Annotated in this window: 17 protein-coding genes; 12 read left to right on the top strand and 5 right to left on the bottom strand. The window is 63.1% G+C overall.

Translation table 11 applies throughout. From position 1 onward, the window contains the following. Positions 1 to 47: 47 nt before the first annotated feature. The 3 genes from KWG56_RS13135 (at position 48) to KWG56_RS13125 (ending at position 3893) form a co-directional block, all read left to right on the top strand. Entirely contained in the window at positions 48 to 272 is a 225-nt protein-coding gene (locus KWG56_RS13135) for a hypothetical protein (RefSeq protein ID WP_219355100.1), read from the top strand. A 205-nt stretch (positions 273 to 477) separates the two neighbouring features. Further along, positions 478 to 1683 (top strand): acetyl-CoA C-acetyltransferase, encoded by a 1206-nt coding sequence (locus KWG56_RS13130; protein WP_201099551.1) that lies wholly within the window; start codon positions 478 to 480, stop codon positions 1681 to 1683. Between the two features lie 17 nt (positions 1684 to 1700). Beyond that, entirely contained in the window at positions 1701 to 3893 is a 2193-nt protein-coding gene (locus tag KWG56_RS13125) for a 3-hydroxyacyl-CoA dehydrogenase NAD-binding domain-containing protein (RefSeq protein ID WP_219355099.1), read from the top strand. Positions 3894 to 4099: 206 nt separating this feature from the next. Here the strand turns inward: KWG56_RS13125 and KWG56_RS13120 are convergent, their stop codons facing one another. After that, positions 4100 to 4936 (bottom strand): aldo/keto reductase, encoded by an 837-nt coding sequence (locus tag KWG56_RS13120; protein WP_219355098.1) that lies wholly within the window; start codon positions 4934 to 4936, stop codon positions 4100 to 4102. Positions 4937 to 4983: 47 nt separating this feature from the next. Here KWG56_RS13120 and KWG56_RS13115 point away from each other — a divergent pair, with 47 nt between their 5' ends. Further along, on the top strand, positions 4984 to 5976 hold the full coding sequence (locus KWG56_RS13115) for an alpha/beta fold hydrolase (protein WP_219355097.1): 993 nt from the start codon (positions 4984 to 4986) through the stop codon (positions 5974 to 5976). 104 nt (positions 5977 to 6080) lie between these two features. Here the strand turns inward: KWG56_RS13115 and KWG56_RS13110 are convergent, their stop codons facing one another. Beyond that, positions 6081 to 7079 (bottom strand): LLM class flavin-dependent oxidoreductase, encoded by a 999-nt coding sequence (locus KWG56_RS13110; protein WP_219355096.1) that lies wholly within the window; start codon positions 7077 to 7079, stop codon positions 6081 to 6083. Between the two features lie 102 nt (positions 7080 to 7181). Between KWG56_RS13110 and KWG56_RS13105 the strand changes: the two genes are divergently transcribed. The 8 genes from KWG56_RS13105 (at position 7182) to KWG56_RS13070 (ending at position 14404) form a co-directional block, all read left to right on the top strand. Then, entirely contained in the window at positions 7182 to 7532 is a 351-nt protein-coding gene (locus KWG56_RS13105; protein ID WP_236261252.1) for a ribonuclease, read from the top strand. Between the two features lie 77 nt (positions 7533 to 7609). Continuing rightward, entirely contained in the window at positions 7610 to 8131 is a 522-nt protein-coding gene (locus tag KWG56_RS13100; protein WP_219355095.1) for a hypothetical protein, read from the top strand. Beyond that, positions 8128 to 8940 carry a phosphatase PAP2 family protein gene (locus KWG56_RS13095; protein WP_244999513.1) on the top strand — a complete coding sequence of 271 codons (813 nt, stop codon included), beginning with the start codon at positions 8128 to 8130 and terminating at the stop codon, positions 8938 to 8940. The genes KWG56_RS13100 and KWG56_RS13095 overlap by 4 nt, the downstream gene beginning before the upstream one ends. Position 8941: 1 nt before the next feature. Continuing rightward, positions 8942 to 9895: a right-handed parallel beta-helix repeat-containing protein gene (locus KWG56_RS13090; protein WP_219355094.1), complete on the top strand. Its 954-nt coding sequence runs from the start codon at positions 8942 to 8944 to the stop codon at positions 9893 to 9895. Between the two features lie 907 nt (positions 9896 to 10802). Beyond that, positions 10803 to 11582: an ABC transporter permease gene (locus KWG56_RS13085; RefSeq protein ID WP_219355093.1), complete on the top strand. Its 780-nt coding sequence runs from the start codon at positions 10803 to 10805 to the stop codon at positions 11580 to 11582. Positions 11583 to 11622: 40 nt separating this feature from the next. Then, positions 11623 to 12783 (top strand): KpsE/RkpR family capsule polysaccharide export protein, encoded by a 1161-nt coding sequence (locus tag KWG56_RS13080; protein WP_219355092.1) that lies wholly within the window; start codon positions 11623 to 11625, stop codon positions 12781 to 12783. After that, the gene (locus KWG56_RS13075; RefSeq protein ID WP_219355091.1) at positions 12783 to 13454 is read left to right on the top strand and encodes an ABC transporter ATP-binding protein; all 672 of its coding nucleotides are present in this window, start codon (positions 12783 to 12785) and stop codon (positions 13452 to 13454) included. The genes KWG56_RS13080 and KWG56_RS13075 overlap by 1 nt, the downstream gene beginning before the upstream one ends. Beyond that, entirely contained in the window at positions 13436 to 14404 is a 969-nt protein-coding gene (locus tag KWG56_RS13070; protein WP_219355090.1) for a hypothetical protein, read from the top strand. The genes KWG56_RS13075 and KWG56_RS13070 overlap by 19 nt, the downstream gene beginning before the upstream one ends. Here KWG56_RS13070 and rfbA read toward each other — a convergent pair. From rfbA to rfbB, 3 genes are read right to left on the bottom strand one after another with little or no spacing between them, the layout of a single operon-like run. Beyond that, the gene (gene rfbA, locus KWG56_RS13065) at positions 14375 to 15247 is read right to left on the bottom strand and encodes a glucose-1-phosphate thymidylyltransferase RfbA (RefSeq protein ID WP_219355089.1); all 873 of its coding nucleotides are present in this window, start codon (positions 15245 to 15247) and stop codon (positions 14375 to 14377) included. The two genes, KWG56_RS13070 and rfbA, sit on opposite strands and share 30 nt — an antisense overlap. Beyond that, positions 15244 to 16146: a dTDP-4-dehydrorhamnose reductase gene (gene rfbD / locus KWG56_RS13060; RefSeq protein WP_219355088.1), complete on the bottom strand. Its 903-nt coding sequence runs from the start codon at positions 16144 to 16146 to the stop codon at positions 15244 to 15246. The genes rfbA and rfbD overlap by 4 nt, the downstream gene beginning before the upstream one ends. Beyond that, positions 16139 to 17194, bottom strand: a complete 1056-nt coding sequence (rfbB, locus tag KWG56_RS13055) for a dTDP-glucose 4,6-dehydratase (RefSeq protein ID WP_219355087.1) — start codon at positions 17192 to 17194, stop codon at positions 16139 to 16141. Before rfbB ends, rfbD begins: the two co-directional genes overlap by 8 nt. Between the last annotated feature and the right edge of the window lie 19 nt (positions 17195 to 17213).

Here is a 17213-nt window from a genome sequence, read left to right as displayed (position 1 = left end):
CCGGGGGGGTGTTGGAACGCATCGCGTTTCAGGAAACAGGAGCAGCCATGCGTATCCTAATTCTGTCCGCCATGATCGCCATGCCCTTGCTGGCGGCGTGCGGCACTACGGGCGGCGTCAGCCAGTACCAGAAAGACATGAACGCCCTTGAGAAGATCTGCACCGAGCGTCAGGGCATCCTGACGCCGACGGGTCTGCAGACGGGCAGGCCGGAAACCGAATACGCCTGCACCATCACCGGCGGCGCTTCTCGCCTCTCACAGCCGCGCTGACGGAAGGGCGCGTCCCCCGAAAGTCTGCTCTTTAAACTTACGAACAACATGACCCGCCGCGCGTTTCCGCGTGGCGGGTTTTTCGCGTCTGGAAACCATCCGGCGCCATGGCGCCGCATCACGCGGCTTATTACTTGACGTTGACGTAAACGTAGGGTTCTTGGCGTCCGAGCTTAGACCCGTCCTTTATTGGAGACGCATTCTCATGGCTGACGCCTATATCTATGACGCCGTCCGCACCCCGCGCGGCAAGGGTAAGAAGGACGGCTCGCTGCACGAGATCACCGGCCTGTCGCTGGCTTCTCAGGTTCTGGAAGCCCTGCGCGACCGCAACGATCTGGACACCTCCAAGGTCGATGACGTGATCCTGGGCTGCGTGACGCCGGTGGGCGAACTGGGCGCCGACATCGCCCGCACCGCCGTTCTGACCGCAGGCTGGTCGCAATATACGGCGGGCGTTCAGATCAACCGCTTCTGCGCCTCGGGCCTGGAAGCCGTGAACATGGCCACCGCCAAGGTGAAGTCCGGCGAGGCTGATTTCGCCGTCGGCGGCGGCGTCGAGGTCATGAGCCGCGTGCCGATGGGTTCGGACATGGGCGCCTGGCCGACTGATCCGTCTTCGGCCTTCCCCACCTATTTCGTGCCGCAGGGCGTGTCGGCGGACATGATCGCCACGAAATACGGCTTCAGCCGCGCCGACGTGGACGCCTATTCGGTCGAAAGCCACAAGCGCGCCGCCAAGGCCTGGGCCGAGGGCCGCTTCAAGAACTCGGTCATCGCGGTCAAGGACCAGCTGGGCCTGACCATTCTGGACCACGACGAGACCGTGCGTCCGAACTCGGACATGCAGGCTCTGGGCGCATTGAACCCCTCCTTCGCCATGATGGGCGAAATGGCCTTCGACGGCGTGATCGGCCAGCGCTACCCTGAGGTCGAGCGCGTCAACCACGTCCACACCCCCGGCAACTCGTCGGGCATCGTGGATGGTTCGGCGGGCGTGCTGATCGGTTCGCTGGAAGCCGGCAAGGCCCTGGGCCTGAAGCCGCGCGCCAAGATCCTGGGCGGCGCCTCGATCGGCTCTGAGCCGTCGATCATGCTGACCGGCCCTGAGTATGTGACCCGCAAACTGCTGGGCAAGCTGGGCATGACGCCCGACGACATCGACCTGTGGGAGCTGAACGAGGCCTTTGCCGCCGTCGTCCTGCGCTACATGCAGGCCCTGAACATCGACCACGCCAAGATGAATGTGAACGGCGGCGGCATCTCGATGGGGCACCCGCTGGGCGCCACCGGCGCCATGATCACCGGCATCGCCCTGGACGAGCTGGAACGCTCGAACAAGTCGACCGCTCTGGTCACCCTCTGCATCGGCGGCGGCATGGGCACCGCCACCGTCATCGAACGCGTCTGATCCGGGAGCGATAGACTATGGAAAACTTCAAGATCGACGTCGACGCCGACGGTATCGCGCTCGTCACCTTCGACGTGCCGGGCCGTTCGATGAACACCCTGACCAGCTCGGTCATGGCGGAAATTCCGCAACTTGTTGAACGCATCAAGACCGACGACGCCATCAAGGGCGCGGTCATCACCTCGGGCAAGGCTTCGGGCTTCTGCGCAGGTGCGGACCTCGGCGACATGGCCGGCGGCGTCCTGTCGGGCGGCGGCGACCTGCAAAAGGCGTTTGACGCCGGATGGAAGCTGAACGGCGCCTTCCGCGCGCTGGAGACCCTGGGCAAGCCCATCGCCACGGCCATCAACGGCCTGGCGCTCGGCGGCGGCCTGGAGTTCACTCTGGCGACCCACTACCGCGTGGTCGAGAACGACAACAAGATCCAGCTGGGCCTGCCCGAGATCAAGGTCGGCCTGTTCCCCGGCGGCGGCGGCACCCAGCGCCTGACGCGCCTGATCGGCGTGCAGAACGCCATGATGGCCATGAGCGAAGGCAAGTCCTTCCGTCCCAATGACGCCAAGGGCGCAGGCATCGTTCATGAGGTCGTTGAAAAAGGTCAGTCGGTCGAGGCCGCCAAGACCTGGATCAAGAACGGCGGCAAGGCCGTGCAGCCGTGGGACGAGAAGTCCTTCAAACTGCCCGGCGGCGGCCCCTTCCATCCGGCCGGCATCCAGAACTTCATGGTCGGCAACGCCATGTTGCGCAAACAGTCCTACGGCAACTATCCGGCCGTGGTGAATCTGATGAAGGCCGTGTTCGAAGGCACGCAGGTTCCGATCGACGCCGCGCTGCGCATCGAGACCCGCTACTTCATCAAGACCCTGATGACGCCGCAGGCCCAGGCCATGATCCGCTCGCTGTTCCTGTCCAAGCAGGAACTGGACAAGGGCGCGGTGCGTCCGGCGGGCGTGCCGAAGTCTGATCCCAAGAAGGTCACCGTCATCGGCGCGGGCATGATGGGCGCAGGCATCGCCTATGTTCAGGTCATGGCCGGCATCGAGACCGTGCTGATCGACCAGAGCCAGGAAGCCGCCGACAAGGGCAAGGCCCACGTCGAGGAACTGCTGAAGAAGCGCCTGTCGCGCGGTCAGATGACCCAGGACAAGTACGACGCCACCCTGGCCCTGGTCACGGCGACGACGGACTATGACCTGATCAAGGGCTCCGACCTGGTGGTCGAGGCCGTGTTCGAAAGCCGCGAGATCAAGGCCGACGTGACCAAGCGCGCCGAGGCGCAACTGGCTGAGGGCGCCGTCTTCGGCTCCAACACCTCGACCCTGCCGATCACCGGCCTGGCCGAAGCCTCGGTGCGTCCGGAAGACTTCATCGGCATTCACTTCTTCTCGCCTGTCGACAAGATGATGCTGGTCGAGATCATCCTGGGTGAAAAGACGGGCGACGCCGCCATCGCCAAGGCGCTGGACTATGTGCTGAAGATCAAGAAGACGCCGATCGTCGTCAACGACAGCCGCGGCTTCTACACCTCGCGCTGCTTCTCCACCTTCCTGATGGAAGGCATGGCGTTGCTGGAGGAGGGTTACGGCCCGGCCCTGATCGACAACGTCGGCCGCATGACCGGCATGCCGCGCGGTCCGCTGGAAATGCACGACGATGTGGCGCTGGACCTCAGCTACAAGATCGCCAAACAGACCCGCGAAGACCTGGGCGACAAATACGTGCCCAACGAAGGCGAGAAGATCGTCGCCACCATGGTTGAGGGCGGACGTTATGGCCGCAAGAACGGCAAGGGCTTCTACGACTACGACACCAAGCCCAAGACGATCTGGGCCGGTCTGTCCGAACTGGCGCCGACCACCAAGGGCATCGACAAGCCTGAGGAGCCGACCGCCCTGGCGCAGATCGATGAGCTGAAGACGCGTCTGCTGTACCGTCAGGCCGTCGAAGTGGCCCGCTGCTGGGAAGAGGGCGTCATCGACGACCCGCGCGAGGCCGATCTGGGCGCCATCCTGGGCTGGGGCTTCGCGCCCTGGACCGGGGGGCCGATCAGCTTCATCGACGGCATCGGCCTGGCCAAGTTCGTCGAGACGGCGGATCGCCTAGCGGCGTCCTACGGCGACCGCTTCAAGGTCCCGCAGCTGCTGCGCGACATGGCCGCCAAGAACGAGACCTTCTACGGCAAGTTAGCGCCGGAGAAGAAGGCGGCCTGATCACCGCCTGAAGACTGAAAATGGAAAGGGCCGGGATCACTCCCGGCTCTTTTCTTTATTCCTTCTCCCGTTGGGAGAAGGTGGCCCACAGGGCCGGATGAGGGCCGGTCGGGGGGCTTGTTGGCGCCATCGCGACCTCACCCTTTCGCGCAAGAACGATTGCTGCGCACTCGTGCGCTCAAGTCCTCTCCCAATGGGAGAGGGAATTAGATCATCTCCAGCGGGGTTTCCTGCGTCGGCGGGGGGAAGGCCTGATCCAGCCGTTCCAGGTCCTCGATGTCGAACTGGATCTCCAGCGCATCGGCATTGGCTTCGACGTGTTCGACAGACGCGGCCTTGGGAATGGCGATGATCCCGTCGTTTCTGAGAACGGCGGCCAGGGCCACCTGGGCCGGTTCGGCGCTGTGGCGGTCGGCGATGTCCACGATCAGCGGATGCTCCAGCAGGCCGCCGCGCCCCAGCGGCGAATAGGCCATCATCGGCATATCGCGCGACTGCATCCACGGCAGCAGGTCGTACTCGATCCCGCGCGAACCCAGATTATAGAGCAGTTGGTTCGAGGCGCATTCCTCGGCGCCGTCGATCTGCATCAGCCGCTCCATCGTGCGCAGGTCCAGGTTGGACACGCCCCAGCGGGCGATCATCCCCTCGTCCACCAGTTCGCGGAAGGCGTCGACCGTCTCTTCCAGCGGCACCCGGCCCTCCCAGTGCAGCAGATAGAGGTCGATCCGGTCGATCCCCAGCCGCTCCAGCGACTTCTCGCACGACAGCATCATCTTCATTTCCGAGGCGTTCTCGGGCCGCACCTTGGAGACGATGAAGACCTCGTCGCGGCGCCCCGCGATGACCTCGCCCACCAGACGCTCCGAACGTCCGTCACCGTACAGTTCAGCCGTGTCGATCAGGGTCATGCCTAGGTCGATGCCCCGCTCCAGCGCCTGCTGTTCGGCGTCGCGCCAGGCGGGGTCGTCGCCCATCTCCCATGTGCCTTGGCCCAGGGCCGGAACGGTCGTACCGTCTGCAAAAGTAACGAGGCGGGTCATGTCCGTCCTGATTTATGAGGCGGCTAAACAGCCGTCCGGAGGTTGGAATGCGCACGCGGCTTATCAAGACCGACGGCTTGATCCAACAGGTGCTGGAGGCGGGCCACAAGGCCGATGCGCCGCTGGTCTTGCTGATCCACGGGTTTCCTGAACTGGGCGTCAGTTGGTTGGCGCAGGTTCAGGCGCTTTCGCAGGCAGGATACCACGTCGCGGCCCCGGACATGCGCGGATATGGCGGGACCGAAAAACCGCAGCAAGCATCGGACTATTCGATCCTGAATCTGGTCGGGGACATGGTCGATCTGGTTCGGGCGCTGGGCAAGCTAAACTGCGTGGTGGTGGGCCATGACTGGGGCGCGCCCGTGGCCTGGCACTGCGCCCTGTTGCGGCCGGACCTGTTCACGGCGGTCGCCGGCCTGTCGGTGCCGTTCCAGCCGCGCCGTTCCAACGGACCCCCGACCCCCGCCATGGCCGCCATCTCGAAACGCGCCGGGCTGGGCGATCTCTACATCAGCCGTTTCCAGGCGCGCGACGCCCATCTGGCCCTGCAGGCCGATCCGGCGACGACATTGAGGAAGCTGTTCTGGGCCTATGACGGGGCCACGCCCGCCGACAAACGCTCGACCGGCTTCATGCCCGAGGGCGTGGACCTGCTGGAAACCGTCGATGACGCCGCCACCCTGCCGCCCTGGATGAGCGAGGATCATTTCGAGGACTATGTCTCGGCCTTTGCCGCGGGCGGGTTCGACGGGCCGTTGAACTGGTATCGGGCGCTGGACCTGAACTGGTCGCTGACAGCCTTTGTGCAGGGTCAGAAGATCCTCCCGCCCGCCCTGTTCGTGGTCGGCGCCGACGACCCGGTCCGTCACTATGCCGGATCGGCGGAGGCAGGCCTGAAGGACTGGGTTCCCAACCTGACCCGCACCGTGGTCGTGCCGGGCGCGGGCCACTGGATCCAGCAGGAGCGGGCGGACGAGGTGAACGCCCTGCTGCTGGAGTTTCTGACTTCGCTACCCCTCTCCCGTCGGGAGAGGGCTTGAGCGCACGGCGGCTTCGCCGCCGTCCTGGCGCGAAAGGGTGAGGGGGAGCGGACCCTCATCCGTCTCGCTGCGCGAGCCACCTTCTCCCACCGGGAGAAGGAAGATCAGGTCGCCTTCTCCAGCCGCTCACGCACGTCAGCGATGATCTCCAGGCCGCGAATCCGGGCAGCGTTGTCGAACATCATGCCGGTGACCATCAGTTCGTCCACCTGCGTCAGGGCGATGAAGTCGGCGATCTGTTTCTGGACTGTCTCCGGCCCGCCCACGGCGGAATAGATCAGGCGGCTCTTGGCGCCCGCGATCTGCTGCGGGGTCAGGATGGCCTCGATGTCGTCGACGGGCGGGGGCAGCTTGCCGGGCTTGCCCGAGGTCAGGCGTGCAAAGCTCTGCTGCATCGAGGTGGACAGGCGCTTGCCCTCCTCATCCGTATCGGCGGCGAAGACATTGATGGCGGCCATGGCGTGGGGCTTGGCCAGACGGTCGGACGGAACGAACTCGCGTCGATAAAGCGCCAAGGCCTCCAGCAGCAGCTCAGGCGCGAAATGGCTGGCGAAGGCGTAGGGCAGGCCCAGCTGACCGGCCAGCTGCGCGCTGAACAGGCTGGAGCCCAGAAGCCAGATCGGCACCCGCAGACCAGCGCCGGGGACGGCGCGGACAGGCTGGTTCTCAGCCGCCGGTTCGAACCACTGGATCAATTCGACCACATCGCGCGGAAACTGGTCGGCGCCCTCGAAATAGCGGCGCAGGGCGCGGGCCGTGGCGCCGTCCGTGCCGGGCGCGCGGCCAAGGCCCAGGTCGATGCGGTCGGGGTACAGGGTCTCCAGCGTGCCGAACTGTTCGGCGACGACCAGAGGGGCGTGGTTGGGCAGCATGACGCCGCCCGATCCGATGCGGATGCGCTCGGTCCCAGCCGCCACATGGCCGATGACCAGGGCGGTCGCCGCGCTGGCGATGCCGGGCATATTGTGGTGCTCGGCCAGCCAGAACCGCTGGTAGCCCAGACGGTCTGCGGCCTGGGCCAGGGCGAGGGTTTCATCGAGCGCGCGGCGGGCGTCGCCGCCTTCGACGATGGGGGACAGGTCGAGGACTGAGAACGGGATCATGGCCGTTAGATCGGAACTGGCTTTGCCGGTTCAAGGGGAACCGCAACAGACGCGGCGACTTTAAACTGAGACCCCTTACTCAGACCGACAAGGAGCGCCGTGATGACCGATCAACCCCCGCCGACCGACCGTGAGGGCCAGGATGCGCTGGAAGCCGCCGAGATGGGCGAGAAGCCGGACCGGGGCCACAAGGCCGATACGCTGATCGACGCGCTGGACGGCTCGGACTCGGGTTCCGACACCCGTGCGGGATCCTTGCGCGGCGGGTCGGCCAGCGGATCGGACGATGATCCTGATTCGGCGGCCATCAACGCCAGACTGGCCGAAGAGGGCCGGGAATCCGCTGATCCCGACTCGCCGTCCAACGCCGGACCGGATGCGGTCGAAGGCTCAGGACGCCGGTTTGACGGCGACGGCGGCGATCCGGCGGAGGGCGCCAGAGGCGAGGACTGACGTTCGCGCCTTGCTGCCGCCGCATGGAGGCGCCACGGTGCGCCTTCGACTATCGAGCCCAAGGGAAATCACCCCCGATGATACGCCGTCTGGCGGTTTCGACCGCCGCAGTTCTGTTTTGCCTGGCGGGTTGCAGCGACCGTGCGGAAAAGCCTGAAGCGTCTTCCGACATTGGTCTGAACGCCCCGACCGCCGCGCCTGCGGCCTCGGACGCGGCGGCGCAGCCAGCGACGGGGGCTGGCGCGGCGGCGGCATCGACGGCGGCGACGGTGATTCCGGCCCTTCCGGGCGCGCCGGCCTATGCGGCCCTGTATCCGGGCGCCGAACTGGATGGACGTCCCACCATCGGCGCGGGCGACGCAGGCGCGGGCGGCCTGGTCACCTTCCGCACGTCCGCCAGCCCTGACGAGATCGTGGCCTTTTACAAGGAGCGCGCCGAGGCGGCGGGCATGCGTTCGGTCATGGGGCTGAATCAGGGCGACGCCCGGGCCTATGGCGCGGCGGGCGAGGCCAATGACGGACCACGGCTTCAGGTCGTGGCGGCGCCGGGCGACGGCGGCGCCACCTCGGTTCAACTGACCTGGAGCGAAGGCCAGTGAGCCGTAGCGGTCCGGTCGGCGTCTTCGGCGCGGCGGGGCTGCTGATGGTCCTGGTTGCCTGTGCGCCCACCGAGAACCGCGCGCCCAAGCTGACTGAGGTTTCGACCGGCTATCTGACGGCGGGCGATCTGGCGCGGCTGGCCGATGCGGTTCCGCCGCCGCCTCTCCCGGCCTCTGAGGCCGATCTGGGCGACAAGGCGACATCGGCCCGGTATCGGGCGTTCGAAGACACGGACCGCTGGCTGATGGCGACCGCCCATGCGGAGTTGCGTCCGCCGCTGGCGATGCAGCATTTCGACTGTGCGCTGGGCGTGCGGTTCGGCGCGACCGAGACGCCCAACCTGGACCGGCTGATGGCGCGGGTCTTCCATGACGCCGAGAGCGTGGCTGAGCAGGTCAAGCGCCGCGCGGCGCGGCCTCGCCCCGTCGGCGACGATCCGCAGCGCCGCGCCTGTCAGGTGGTCAGCGAGGCGGGCCGCAAATCCGCCTCCTATCCGTCCGGCAGCGCAGCCGTCGGCGCGGCTTACGGCGAGGCCTTCGCCGCAATCGATCCCGAACGGGCCGAGGCCGTGCGTGGCGTTGGTCATGAACTGGGCGTCAGCCGTCTGGTCTGTGGGATGCATTATCCCAGCGATGTCGCCACGGGCGAGGCCATCGGCAGGGCCGCGACCGCCCAGGCCGTCGCCACACCAGCCTTCCAGGCCGACCTGGGTGCGGCGCGGGCTGAACTGGCCGTTGCGCGCGCCAAGGGCCTGACCAATCCCGGTTGCGCCGCAGAGCGCGCGGTCTTGCCGACCATTCTGCCCTAGAATGATCGCGCTGCTGGCGGCTCTGGCGATGCAGGCTGCTGAACCGCCCCCGGCTGCACGGGCCTGCACGGCGGCTGAAATCCGGGACCTGACGACGCCGTCCGCCCAGCCTTATCGCCTGACCTGCCGGGCCGTGCTGTCGGGATCGACGGTGCCTCGGCGCGTGCTGATCGAAGGACCGGAAGCCTCGGGCGCGGGCCTGGACTGCGGCGGCGGACGCATCGCGCCGTCGGGCGTGGCCGGACCGCGCAACCCCACAGTGGCCATCTGGTCGCGGCGTGACGGAGACGTCTGGCGTCCCCCCGTCGGAGTGAGCCTGAGCAACTGCACCGTCGTCGGCAATGTCCGTATCTGGGGCATGGGGGCGGGCGGATCGATGCGTGATCTTCTGGCCTCATCGCGCAAGGCGGATCACACCCACGCAGCCCAGGCGGCGGCGCCTTTGAACGTGACGCTGAGCCGCATCCGGTTCGAGGCGACCGGGACCATTCCCCTCTATGTCGGGCCGGGGGCGTCGGGGACGCAGTTGATCGGATCGACCTTCACGGGCCGCTCCACCTCCACCGTCGTCTATCTGGACGCCGAGAGCCGAGGCGCCGATATCCGCGACAACCGTTTCGACATCCGCACGGGCCGCGAACAGATCGCCGTGGATGGCTCCGCCTATAATCAGATCACCGGCAACCGCTTCGCCCTGGGCGGGCGCGGCGGAGTCTTTCTGTATCGCAACTGCGGCGAGGACGGCGTGATCCGGCATCAGACGCCATCCTACAACCAGGTCACCGGCAATATCTTCAGCGGGGCCAACTGGCTGCGGCCTCGCACGGTCGTGGTGGGGTCACGTGAAGGACGGCGACCCTATTGCGCAGCGGATGCGGGCTATCCGTTCGGATCCAGTGTCGATGACGGCGACGGGGCGACCCACAACCGAGTCGCTGACAACCGCACTGAATAGCCGTTTGGGCAGGCTCAGCCCCCCCTGTGCGCGATACTTCGGACAGGAGGGAGGGCACCGGCGTAGAGGGGGCGAGAGCAGCGTTTTTCGTGCCACAGGAGGATCGGTCTAATGTCAAGGTGTGGAGGTCGATCGGAGGGGCGATGACCGCCGTCATTACCGGATTGTCGTGAACCCAGAGGATGGCCCAGAACTCTCGGACGTCAGGCAGTTCGCCCGTCAGATGATGAAACAGGTTGAGCTCGACACCGGCGCGGTGCTCGAATGGCTTGCGGTGACGCACTACGAAACCGGACGGTCCCATCTACACATCATTTAAGCGGGTACGCGACAATTGGCGCGTCCTCGTCCTCAGTCACGGTTATCGTCGCAAGGCCTGCGCAGCCGGTGTGAGGCCCTGGCCACCGAAATTCTTCCCCCGCGATCCGACTGTACGGCCTTCACTCGTGAACTAACGGCGGACCGGTTGACGCGATGGATGACGCGCCTTTGTTCAGCCAAGGTGACGGACAGGTTAACCTCAAGGGCCTGGAAAGCGGAGAAAGAGCCAATGCCCTACGATGGCTAGTCCATTTTGGGTTCGCAGATGGGCTCAGCGAGACAGCCACGGCTTTTGTATCCTCTCTGAAAATCTGCGCGATATCCTGTGGAATGTCGGTGAATGGGAGGAGCGCAAAGCCGCCGCGACGCGCGCCAATTGGAGCGGCGTCCGGTGCGGGCAGACGGTTTGCCTTGAATCGCTTAGTCTCTCGGAAGGCGAGGTAAACCCACCCTACTTTAAAGTGCGATGGCTATCGAACTCGTAAGAGTTGCCTGAACGGTGATGATTGACCTAGTCCTTGCATGGTTAGCGTCAATCGCTATGGTCCGCGAACTCCACGCGGGTCTCGGAGCGCGTACGACTCTAATGAGCAGTTTTGAATTCGCCGCCCGGAACGTGAGAGTCATCAAGGCTCTGATGCTGCGGGAAACGGTAACCCGCTTCGGGCGGGAAGGGCTTGGATTTCTATGGCTGATCGGCGAGCCCCTCATGTTTTGCATCGGGGTGCTTGTTATGTGGTCGCTCCTCAAGCCGGAATACGAGCACGGCGTGCGGCTCGGGCCTTTCGTTATGACGGGATATATGTGTTTGCTCCTCTTGCGCCACCAAAGCGCCTACTCACTAGGAGCGCTGCAAGGTAACATCGGGCTACTGTATCACCGCCAGATCAACGTGCTTTCAGTTTATATTACTAGGAACCTGCTTGAGTTTTTGGGTTCAACTGCAGCATTCGTCGTTGTGTATGCCGTCCTCATAATTATGGGGCAAGTAACTCCACCAAAAGACTGGGGTCTGCTTCTTGGCGGTTGGATGATCATGTGCTGGATAAGCACCGGATTTGCCTTGTCTCTAGCGGCTCTCTCGCTTAGGTCCGAGGTCATGGAGCGACTAGTTCCACTAATCCAGTATACGCTGATCCCGATTTCCGGCGCATTTTTCATGGTTGAGTGGATTCCGAACAAATATCGAGAGCCGTACCTTCTTCTCCCTTTCCCACACGGTATTGAGATGGTCCGTGCTGGAGTTTTCGGCGAATTTGTTCCTACGCACTTTAATGCGTGGTACGCAATCATGGTGGGCGGTGTTTTGAACTTTGCAGCTCTGATACTTCTTGCGGACGCTCGTAGCCGCGTCGACATTGAATGATAGAGATCTATCTCACCCAAGAATTCCCTATGGACTTCCGATGAACGAACCGAAACTTGAGTATATTGGCCCATTCCGAAAGGCTTTGACTCATCAGAAGTCGAAGTCTCTCCCAGAAATGCCGTGGGGGCTGGTTATATTTGTGGCATTGCCGACGCTTATTGCAGCGATTTACTTTCTGCTCATTGCTTCGCCGCGTTATGTGTCCGAAGCTCGCTTTGTCGTGCGGACGGCGAGCGGAGGGGGGGCTCCTTCCAGCTTCGGCATTGCGCTTCAGGGAGTTGGTTTGAGCGCTGGCCAAACTGACGCGTTTGCAGTCCATGAATACATTGCCTCGGTAGATGCCGTCCGCGAACTTGAATCCCGCTTCGACTTGAGGCGCACCTTTGGCGGAACAACGATTGATATGTTTTCTCGCTATCCCCGGTTCGGTGAGAGCTTATCCGCGGAAGGTTTGCAAGACGCCATGAAGCGGTTTGTGACTGTAGGGTACGACTCGACGACTGGCATAAGCACATTACGCGTTGAAGCGTTCCAGCCTCATGACGCCCAGAACATTGCTTCCGCACTGCTTAACGGCGGTGAAAACCTCGTTAACCGCCTAAACCGGCGTTCTTCCCAGAATGCTGTCAACGAAGCCAGGACGGCCCAACAACAGGCCCAATCACGACTCTCCGCAATACAGAGCGAGCTTACGTCTTTTCGAAATAGGGAGCAATTTATAGATCCAACTAGGACGGCGACGGAAAGCTCGCAGATGATCGGGGCGCTAATGGCAAGTTTGGCAGAGCTGCGTGCGGAGCGCAGCCAGATCGCTAGTTCTGCCCCATCAAGTCCCGCACTTCCTGCTATGGACGGACGGATTGCCGCATATGAGTCCGAAATCGAAAACGCTAGATCTAAGATAGCGGGAAACCAGAACTCGCTTGCGCCGAAGGTCGGCGTTTACGAAGAGCTTAACCTAAAGCGGGGATTGGCGGCTGAGGAGTTAACTCACGCGACTGCGGGGTTGATCGCGGCGGAAAGTGAAGCCCGCCGACAGCAACTCTACCTTGAACGCATAGTCCCGCCTAGCTTGCCCCAAGAGGCCCGGGAGCCAAAGCGGCTCATCTCAATCCTTACTGTTTTTGCGGCATGTCTTCTGGCCTACGCGGTTGGATGGTTGATTTGGGCGGGCGTGCGTGAACATAGGCAGCATTGATGGAATATGATGCTTCCGTCGGTCTTCGAGTAACGTCGCTTGGTCTGACCTATAGGACAGCGAGAAAGCCGACATTCGAGAATCTATCTTTTGAAATGCCGAAGAATGGCCGATTGGCTATTCTTGGTCGTAATGGCCAAGGTAAATCCACGCTGATTAGGCTGTTGGGCGGGCTTCAGCCGGCGAACGAGGGTGTCATAGACTGGCGAATGACCGCCTCGTGGCCAATCGGTTTTGGCGGCGGTTTTCAAGGCAGTCTTTCGGGTCTGGATAATATCAAATTCATTTCCAGAATATATAATAAAGATTTCGAAGAAACGCGCGAGAGGGTTGACGCTTTCGCAGAGTTAGGACGATCGCTACGCTTGCCGGTAAAGCACTATTCCTCGGGAATGCGTGCCAGGTTGGCGTTTGGCTTAACTTTGGCGATTGAATTCGACTGCTACCTTATCGATGAGATTGTAGCTGTGGGTGACGCGAGGTTTGCACGAAAGTGCGACGAGGAGCTATTTGAGGCCCGCGCTAATCGTGCATTTGTTATGGCTTCTCATAATGTCGACTTGCTCAAACGGTACTGTGATAAAGCGTTGCTGATAGAGAGTGGAAAGTCTCGGCTGTTTGACGACATCCATGAGGCCATCGACATATATCAGTGGCTGAGATCTGCGTGATGGTAGAGCAAAAACAAGGCTGGATGACCCGTTGCATTGTTCTGACCCCTTCCGCGTCTTGGAGCGAATGGGTCAATCGATTGGCCGCCGCCGCCGAACGACATAACTTCAAGCTAGTCGTCTTCCACGACGACTGCCAAGAAGATTGGGGACCGGATGATAATCGTATATTTCTCACCAGCAATCCCAAGTTCATCCAGCCTGCTGCAATGGCTCATGTCGCGCTTATCGTCGTGGATGTTCAAACTGCAGCTCCCCAGACGAGTGTGATGACGGGGGCGCAGGGGCGTGATGCTGTCATCGATGCTTCTCGACTTTTAGTCGAAACATTGCTGACGCCGGCATCATGCATCGTGACGGACGGTTCGCTCGCATCAACGGGGCGGCAGGTCGAACTATTTCCGGGGTTCTCTGTAGAGGCGCCTGAACCAGCGATGATTGGTGCGCAGTCGGATCTTGACCGTGCCTCCGCTGCAGCATTTGAGGTCTACCGGAATGGATTGCCTCCGACAGGGGCAACGTTTGAGTGGTCTCACAACCTGTTTTTGTACGATCCTCGGCGTCGTGATGAGCGGATTAATATCCAAGAGTTGGATATGACTGGGGGGCCTCGTTCTCTAGTGCATGGCCCAGATATGATTCTTCCTCCTGGGGAATGGGAGGTGGCCGCACAGTTTTCCATGGATCTAGCTGGATCGGTCCACGGTCTCCGCATTGAGTGGGGTATTGGTGACGATTTCACGTCGTTCGACGTAACTCCATCACGTGAAGGGGTGTTTAAGTTAACAATCTCGCACATATTTACGAGTGTTGGGCCTGTGGAACTGCGGGTGAAACTAACGGAAGGCTGTATGGGGGGCTATTTCGAGTTCCACGGTGCTAGGCTTAAGTTAATACAAGCAAATTCATTTTCTCGTGTGCTATCCGCTATTGGTCAGGACATTCCGTAGGTACTGGCCGTAGCTGCTTTTCCCCAACGATTTGGCCAGTTCTTCTAGCTTTGCGGCGTCGATAAAGCCTTTCTGGAAGGCGACTTCTTCTGGGCAGGCGATCTTGAAGCCCTGGCGCTTTTCCAGCACGCGGACGAACTCTGCGGCTTCGAGCAGGCTGTCAGGCGTGCCGGTGTCGAGCCAGGCGTAACCGCGTCCCATGATCTCGACGGAGAGTTGGCCGCGCTCCAGATAGATGCGGTTGACGTCGGTGATCTCCAGTTCGCCGCGTGGCGAGGGCTTCAGATCGCGGGCGATCTCGATCACGTCGCTGTCGTAGAAATACAGCCCGGTGACCGCCCAGTTCGACTTGGGTTGTGCGGGCTTCTCCTCGATCGACAGGGCGCGCATGCGTTCGTCGAACGCGACCACGCCGTACCGTTCGGGGTCGTTGACGTGATAGGCGAACACCGTCGCCCCGTCCGGTCGAGCCATGGCGCTGGTGAACAGGTCGGTGATGCCGTGGCCGTAATAGATGTTGTCGCCCAGGATCAGGGCTGACGGATTGTCACCGACGAAGTCGGCGCCGATGATATAGGCCTGAGCCAGGCCGTCAGGGCTGGGCTGGACGGCGTACTGGATCTCCATGCCCCACTGAGATCCATCCCCTAGCAGGGCCTGGAAACTGGGCACGTCGCGCGGCGTGGAGATGATCAACACTTCACGGATGCCGGCCAACATCAGGGTCGACAGCGGATAATAGATCATCGGCTTGTCGTAGACCGGCATCAGCTGTTTGGAGGTGACCAGGGTCATCGGATGCAGGCGCGTGCCGGATCCTCCGGCCAGGATGATGCCCTTCATGCGGCGGTCCTTTCGGCGAGCAATTCGTTGACGATCTCGGCGACAGCGGCCCGCCAGGGGCGAGGCGCGATGGCGTAGTCGCGGGTCAGTTTGTCGGTCGACAGGCGCGAGTTGGTCGGGCGCCGGGCGGGCGTCGGGTATTCGGATGAGGCGATGGGCTCGACCGTGGCGGACGGTCCGCCGCTCGCGGCGCTGAGGGCGAAAATCTCGCGCGCCAGCCCGGCCCAGGTCGTCTCGCCCGCGTTGACGAACTGATAGACGCCGGTCGGTGCGCCCTCGTCGGCGATCATCCTCAGGGTGATGGTCTTCAGTGCGGCGGCGATGTCGCGCGCCGAGGTCGGACAGCCGTGCTGGTCGCCGACGACGCGCAAGACCGGCCGGTCGGCGGCGAGGCGCAGCATGGTCTTGAGGAAGTTGGCGCGGTGTACGCTCAGCACCCAGGCCGTCCGCAGCACGACCGAGCGCGGATTGCCGCTGCGTACAGCCAGTTCACCGGCCAGCTTGGAGGCGCCATAGACGCCCAGCGGCCCGACCGGATCGGTCTCGACATAGAGCCCGTCTTTGGTCCCATCGAACACATAGTCGGTCGAGACCTGGATCAGCGGGATGCCCGCCTCGCGTGTCGCATCGGCCAGAACCGCCGGCCCCATGGCGTTGGCGGCGAAGGCGGCGGCGACCTCGGCCTCGGCCTTGTCCACGGCGGTGTGGGCGCCGGAGTTGATCACGGCGGCGAACGGGGTGGCGGCGAAGGCTGTGCGGACCGAGGCGTCGTCGCTCAGATCCAGTTCGGCCCGCGTCGGCGCATGCAGCACCACGCCCCCAGGCCAGGCGGCGGCGAGGAGTTCCAGCCCGACCTGCCCGGCGCCGCCGGTGATCAGGATGTGGACCGGATCAGCCATTGGTGACCCCAAGACGTTGGGTCGAATAGCGGGCGTCCAGGATGTCCTGCCACCAGGACTGGTTCTCCAGATACCAGGTCACTGTCTGTTCGATGCCCTGTTCGAAGGTCACCGACGGGGTCCAGTCCAGATCGGAGCGGATTTTGGAGGCGTCGATGGCGTAGCGCTGGTCATGGCCGGGACGGTCGGTCACATAGGTGATCTGGTCGGCGTATCGGCCTTCGGTCTTGGGCCGCAGACGATCCAGGATCGAACAGATGGCGGTGACCACCTCGATGTTCTTCTTCTCGGCGTTGCCCCCGACATTATAGGTCTCGCCCGGCGTGCCGGTCTCGAACACGGTCTGGAGCGCGCGGGCGTGGTCGTCGACGAACAGCCAGTCGCGCACGTTCGATCCGTCGCCATAGACCGGCAAAGGCTCGTCGTTCAGGGCCCGGATGATGATCAGGGGGATCAGTTTCTCGGGGAAATGATAGGGGCCGTAGTTGTTGGAGCAGTTGGTCACCAGCACCGGCAGGCCGTAGGTATGACCCCAGGCGCGCACCAGGTGGTCCGACCCGGCCTTGGACGCCGAATAGGGCGAGCGCGGATCATAGGGGGTGGTCTCGGTGAAGAAGCCGTCCTCGCCGAGCGACCCGAACACCTCGTCGGTCGAGATGTGGTGGAAGCGGAAGGCGGCCTTGGCCGCATCATCCAGCCCCCGCCAATAGCCCAGGGCCTGGTTCAGCATGACGAAGGTGCCGACCATATTGGTCTGAATGAACTCGCCCGGGCCGTCGATCGAGCGATCGACGTGGCTCTCGGCGGCCAGGTGGGCGACCACGTCCGGCTTGAAGTCGTGCAGGGCCTTGGCCACGGCGTCGGCGTCGCAGATGTCGGCCTGAACGAAGCTGTAGCGATTGCTGGACGCGACCGGCTCAAGTGAACTGAGCACCCCGGCATAGGTCAGTTTGTCGAACACCAGCACCTCGTGGTCGGTGTGCTCGATCAGCCGCCGCACCAGGGCCGAGCCGATGAAACCGGCGCCGCCGGTGACAAGAATACGCATCGGGTGTCTCTCAGTCTGA

It is taken from the genome of Brevundimonas nasdae (assembly GCF_019395145.1).
Taxonomy (GTDB): domain Bacteria; phylum Pseudomonadota; class Alphaproteobacteria; order Caulobacterales; family Caulobacteraceae; genus Brevundimonas; species Brevundimonas nasdae.
Note: the sequence above shows the minus strand (reverse complement) of the source record. Positions and strands in the feature narration are given on the sequence as shown.

Excerpts from the sequence above, each read along its gene's own strand:
- KWG56_RS13130 (WP_201099551.1), top strand. The coding sequence starts at position 478 with ATGGCTGACGCCTATATCTATGACGCCGTCCGCACCCCGCGCGGCAAG.
- KWG56_RS13135 (WP_219355100.1), top strand. The coding sequence starts at position 48 with ATGCGTATCCTAATTCTGTCCGCCATGATCGCCATGCCCTTGCTGGCG.
- KWG56_RS13125 (WP_219355099.1), top strand. The coding sequence starts at position 1,701 with ATGGAAAACTTCAAGATCGACGTCGACGCCGACGGTATCGCGCTCGTC.
- KWG56_RS13085 (WP_219355093.1), top strand. The coding sequence starts at position 10,803 with ATGAGCAGTTTTGAATTCGCCGCCCGGAACGTGAGAGTCATCAAGGCT.
- rfbD (WP_219355088.1), bottom strand. The coding sequence starts at position 16,146 with ATGGCTGATCCGGTCCACATCCTGATCACCGGCGGCGCCGGGCAGGTC.
- KWG56_RS13120 (WP_219355098.1), bottom strand. The coding sequence starts at position 4,936 with ATGACCCGCCTCGTTACTTTTGCAGACGGTACGACCGTTCCGGCCCTG.
- KWG56_RS13110 (WP_219355096.1), bottom strand. The coding sequence starts at position 7,079 with ATGATCCCGTTCTCAGTCCTCGACCTGTCCCCCATCGTCGAAGGCGGC.
- KWG56_RS13100 (WP_219355095.1), top strand. The coding sequence starts at position 7,610 with ATGATACGCCGTCTGGCGGTTTCGACCGCCGCAGTTCTGTTTTGCCTG.
- KWG56_RS13075 (WP_219355091.1), top strand. The coding sequence starts at position 12,783 with ATGGAATATGATGCTTCCGTCGGTCTTCGAGTAACGTCGCTTGGTCTG.
- KWG56_RS13105 (WP_236261252.1), top strand. The coding sequence starts at position 7,182 with ATGACCGATCAACCCCCGCCGACCGACCGTGAGGGCCAGGATGCGCTG.
- KWG56_RS13090 (WP_219355094.1), top strand. The coding sequence starts at position 8,942 with ATGATCGCGCTGCTGGCGGCTCTGGCGATGCAGGCTGCTGAACCGCCC.
- rfbA (WP_219355089.1), bottom strand. The coding sequence starts at position 15,247 with ATGAAGGGCATCATCCTGGCCGGAGGATCCGGCACGCGCCTGCATCCG.
- rfbB (WP_219355087.1), bottom strand. The coding sequence starts at position 17,194 with ATGCGTATTCTTGTCACCGGCGGCGCCGGTTTCATCGGCTCGGCCCTG.
- KWG56_RS13080 (WP_219355092.1), top strand. The coding sequence starts at position 11,623 with ATGAACGAACCGAAACTTGAGTATATTGGCCCATTCCGAAAGGCTTTG.
- KWG56_RS13115 (WP_219355097.1), top strand. The coding sequence starts at position 4,984 with ATGCGCACGCGGCTTATCAAGACCGACGGCTTGATCCAACAGGTGCTG.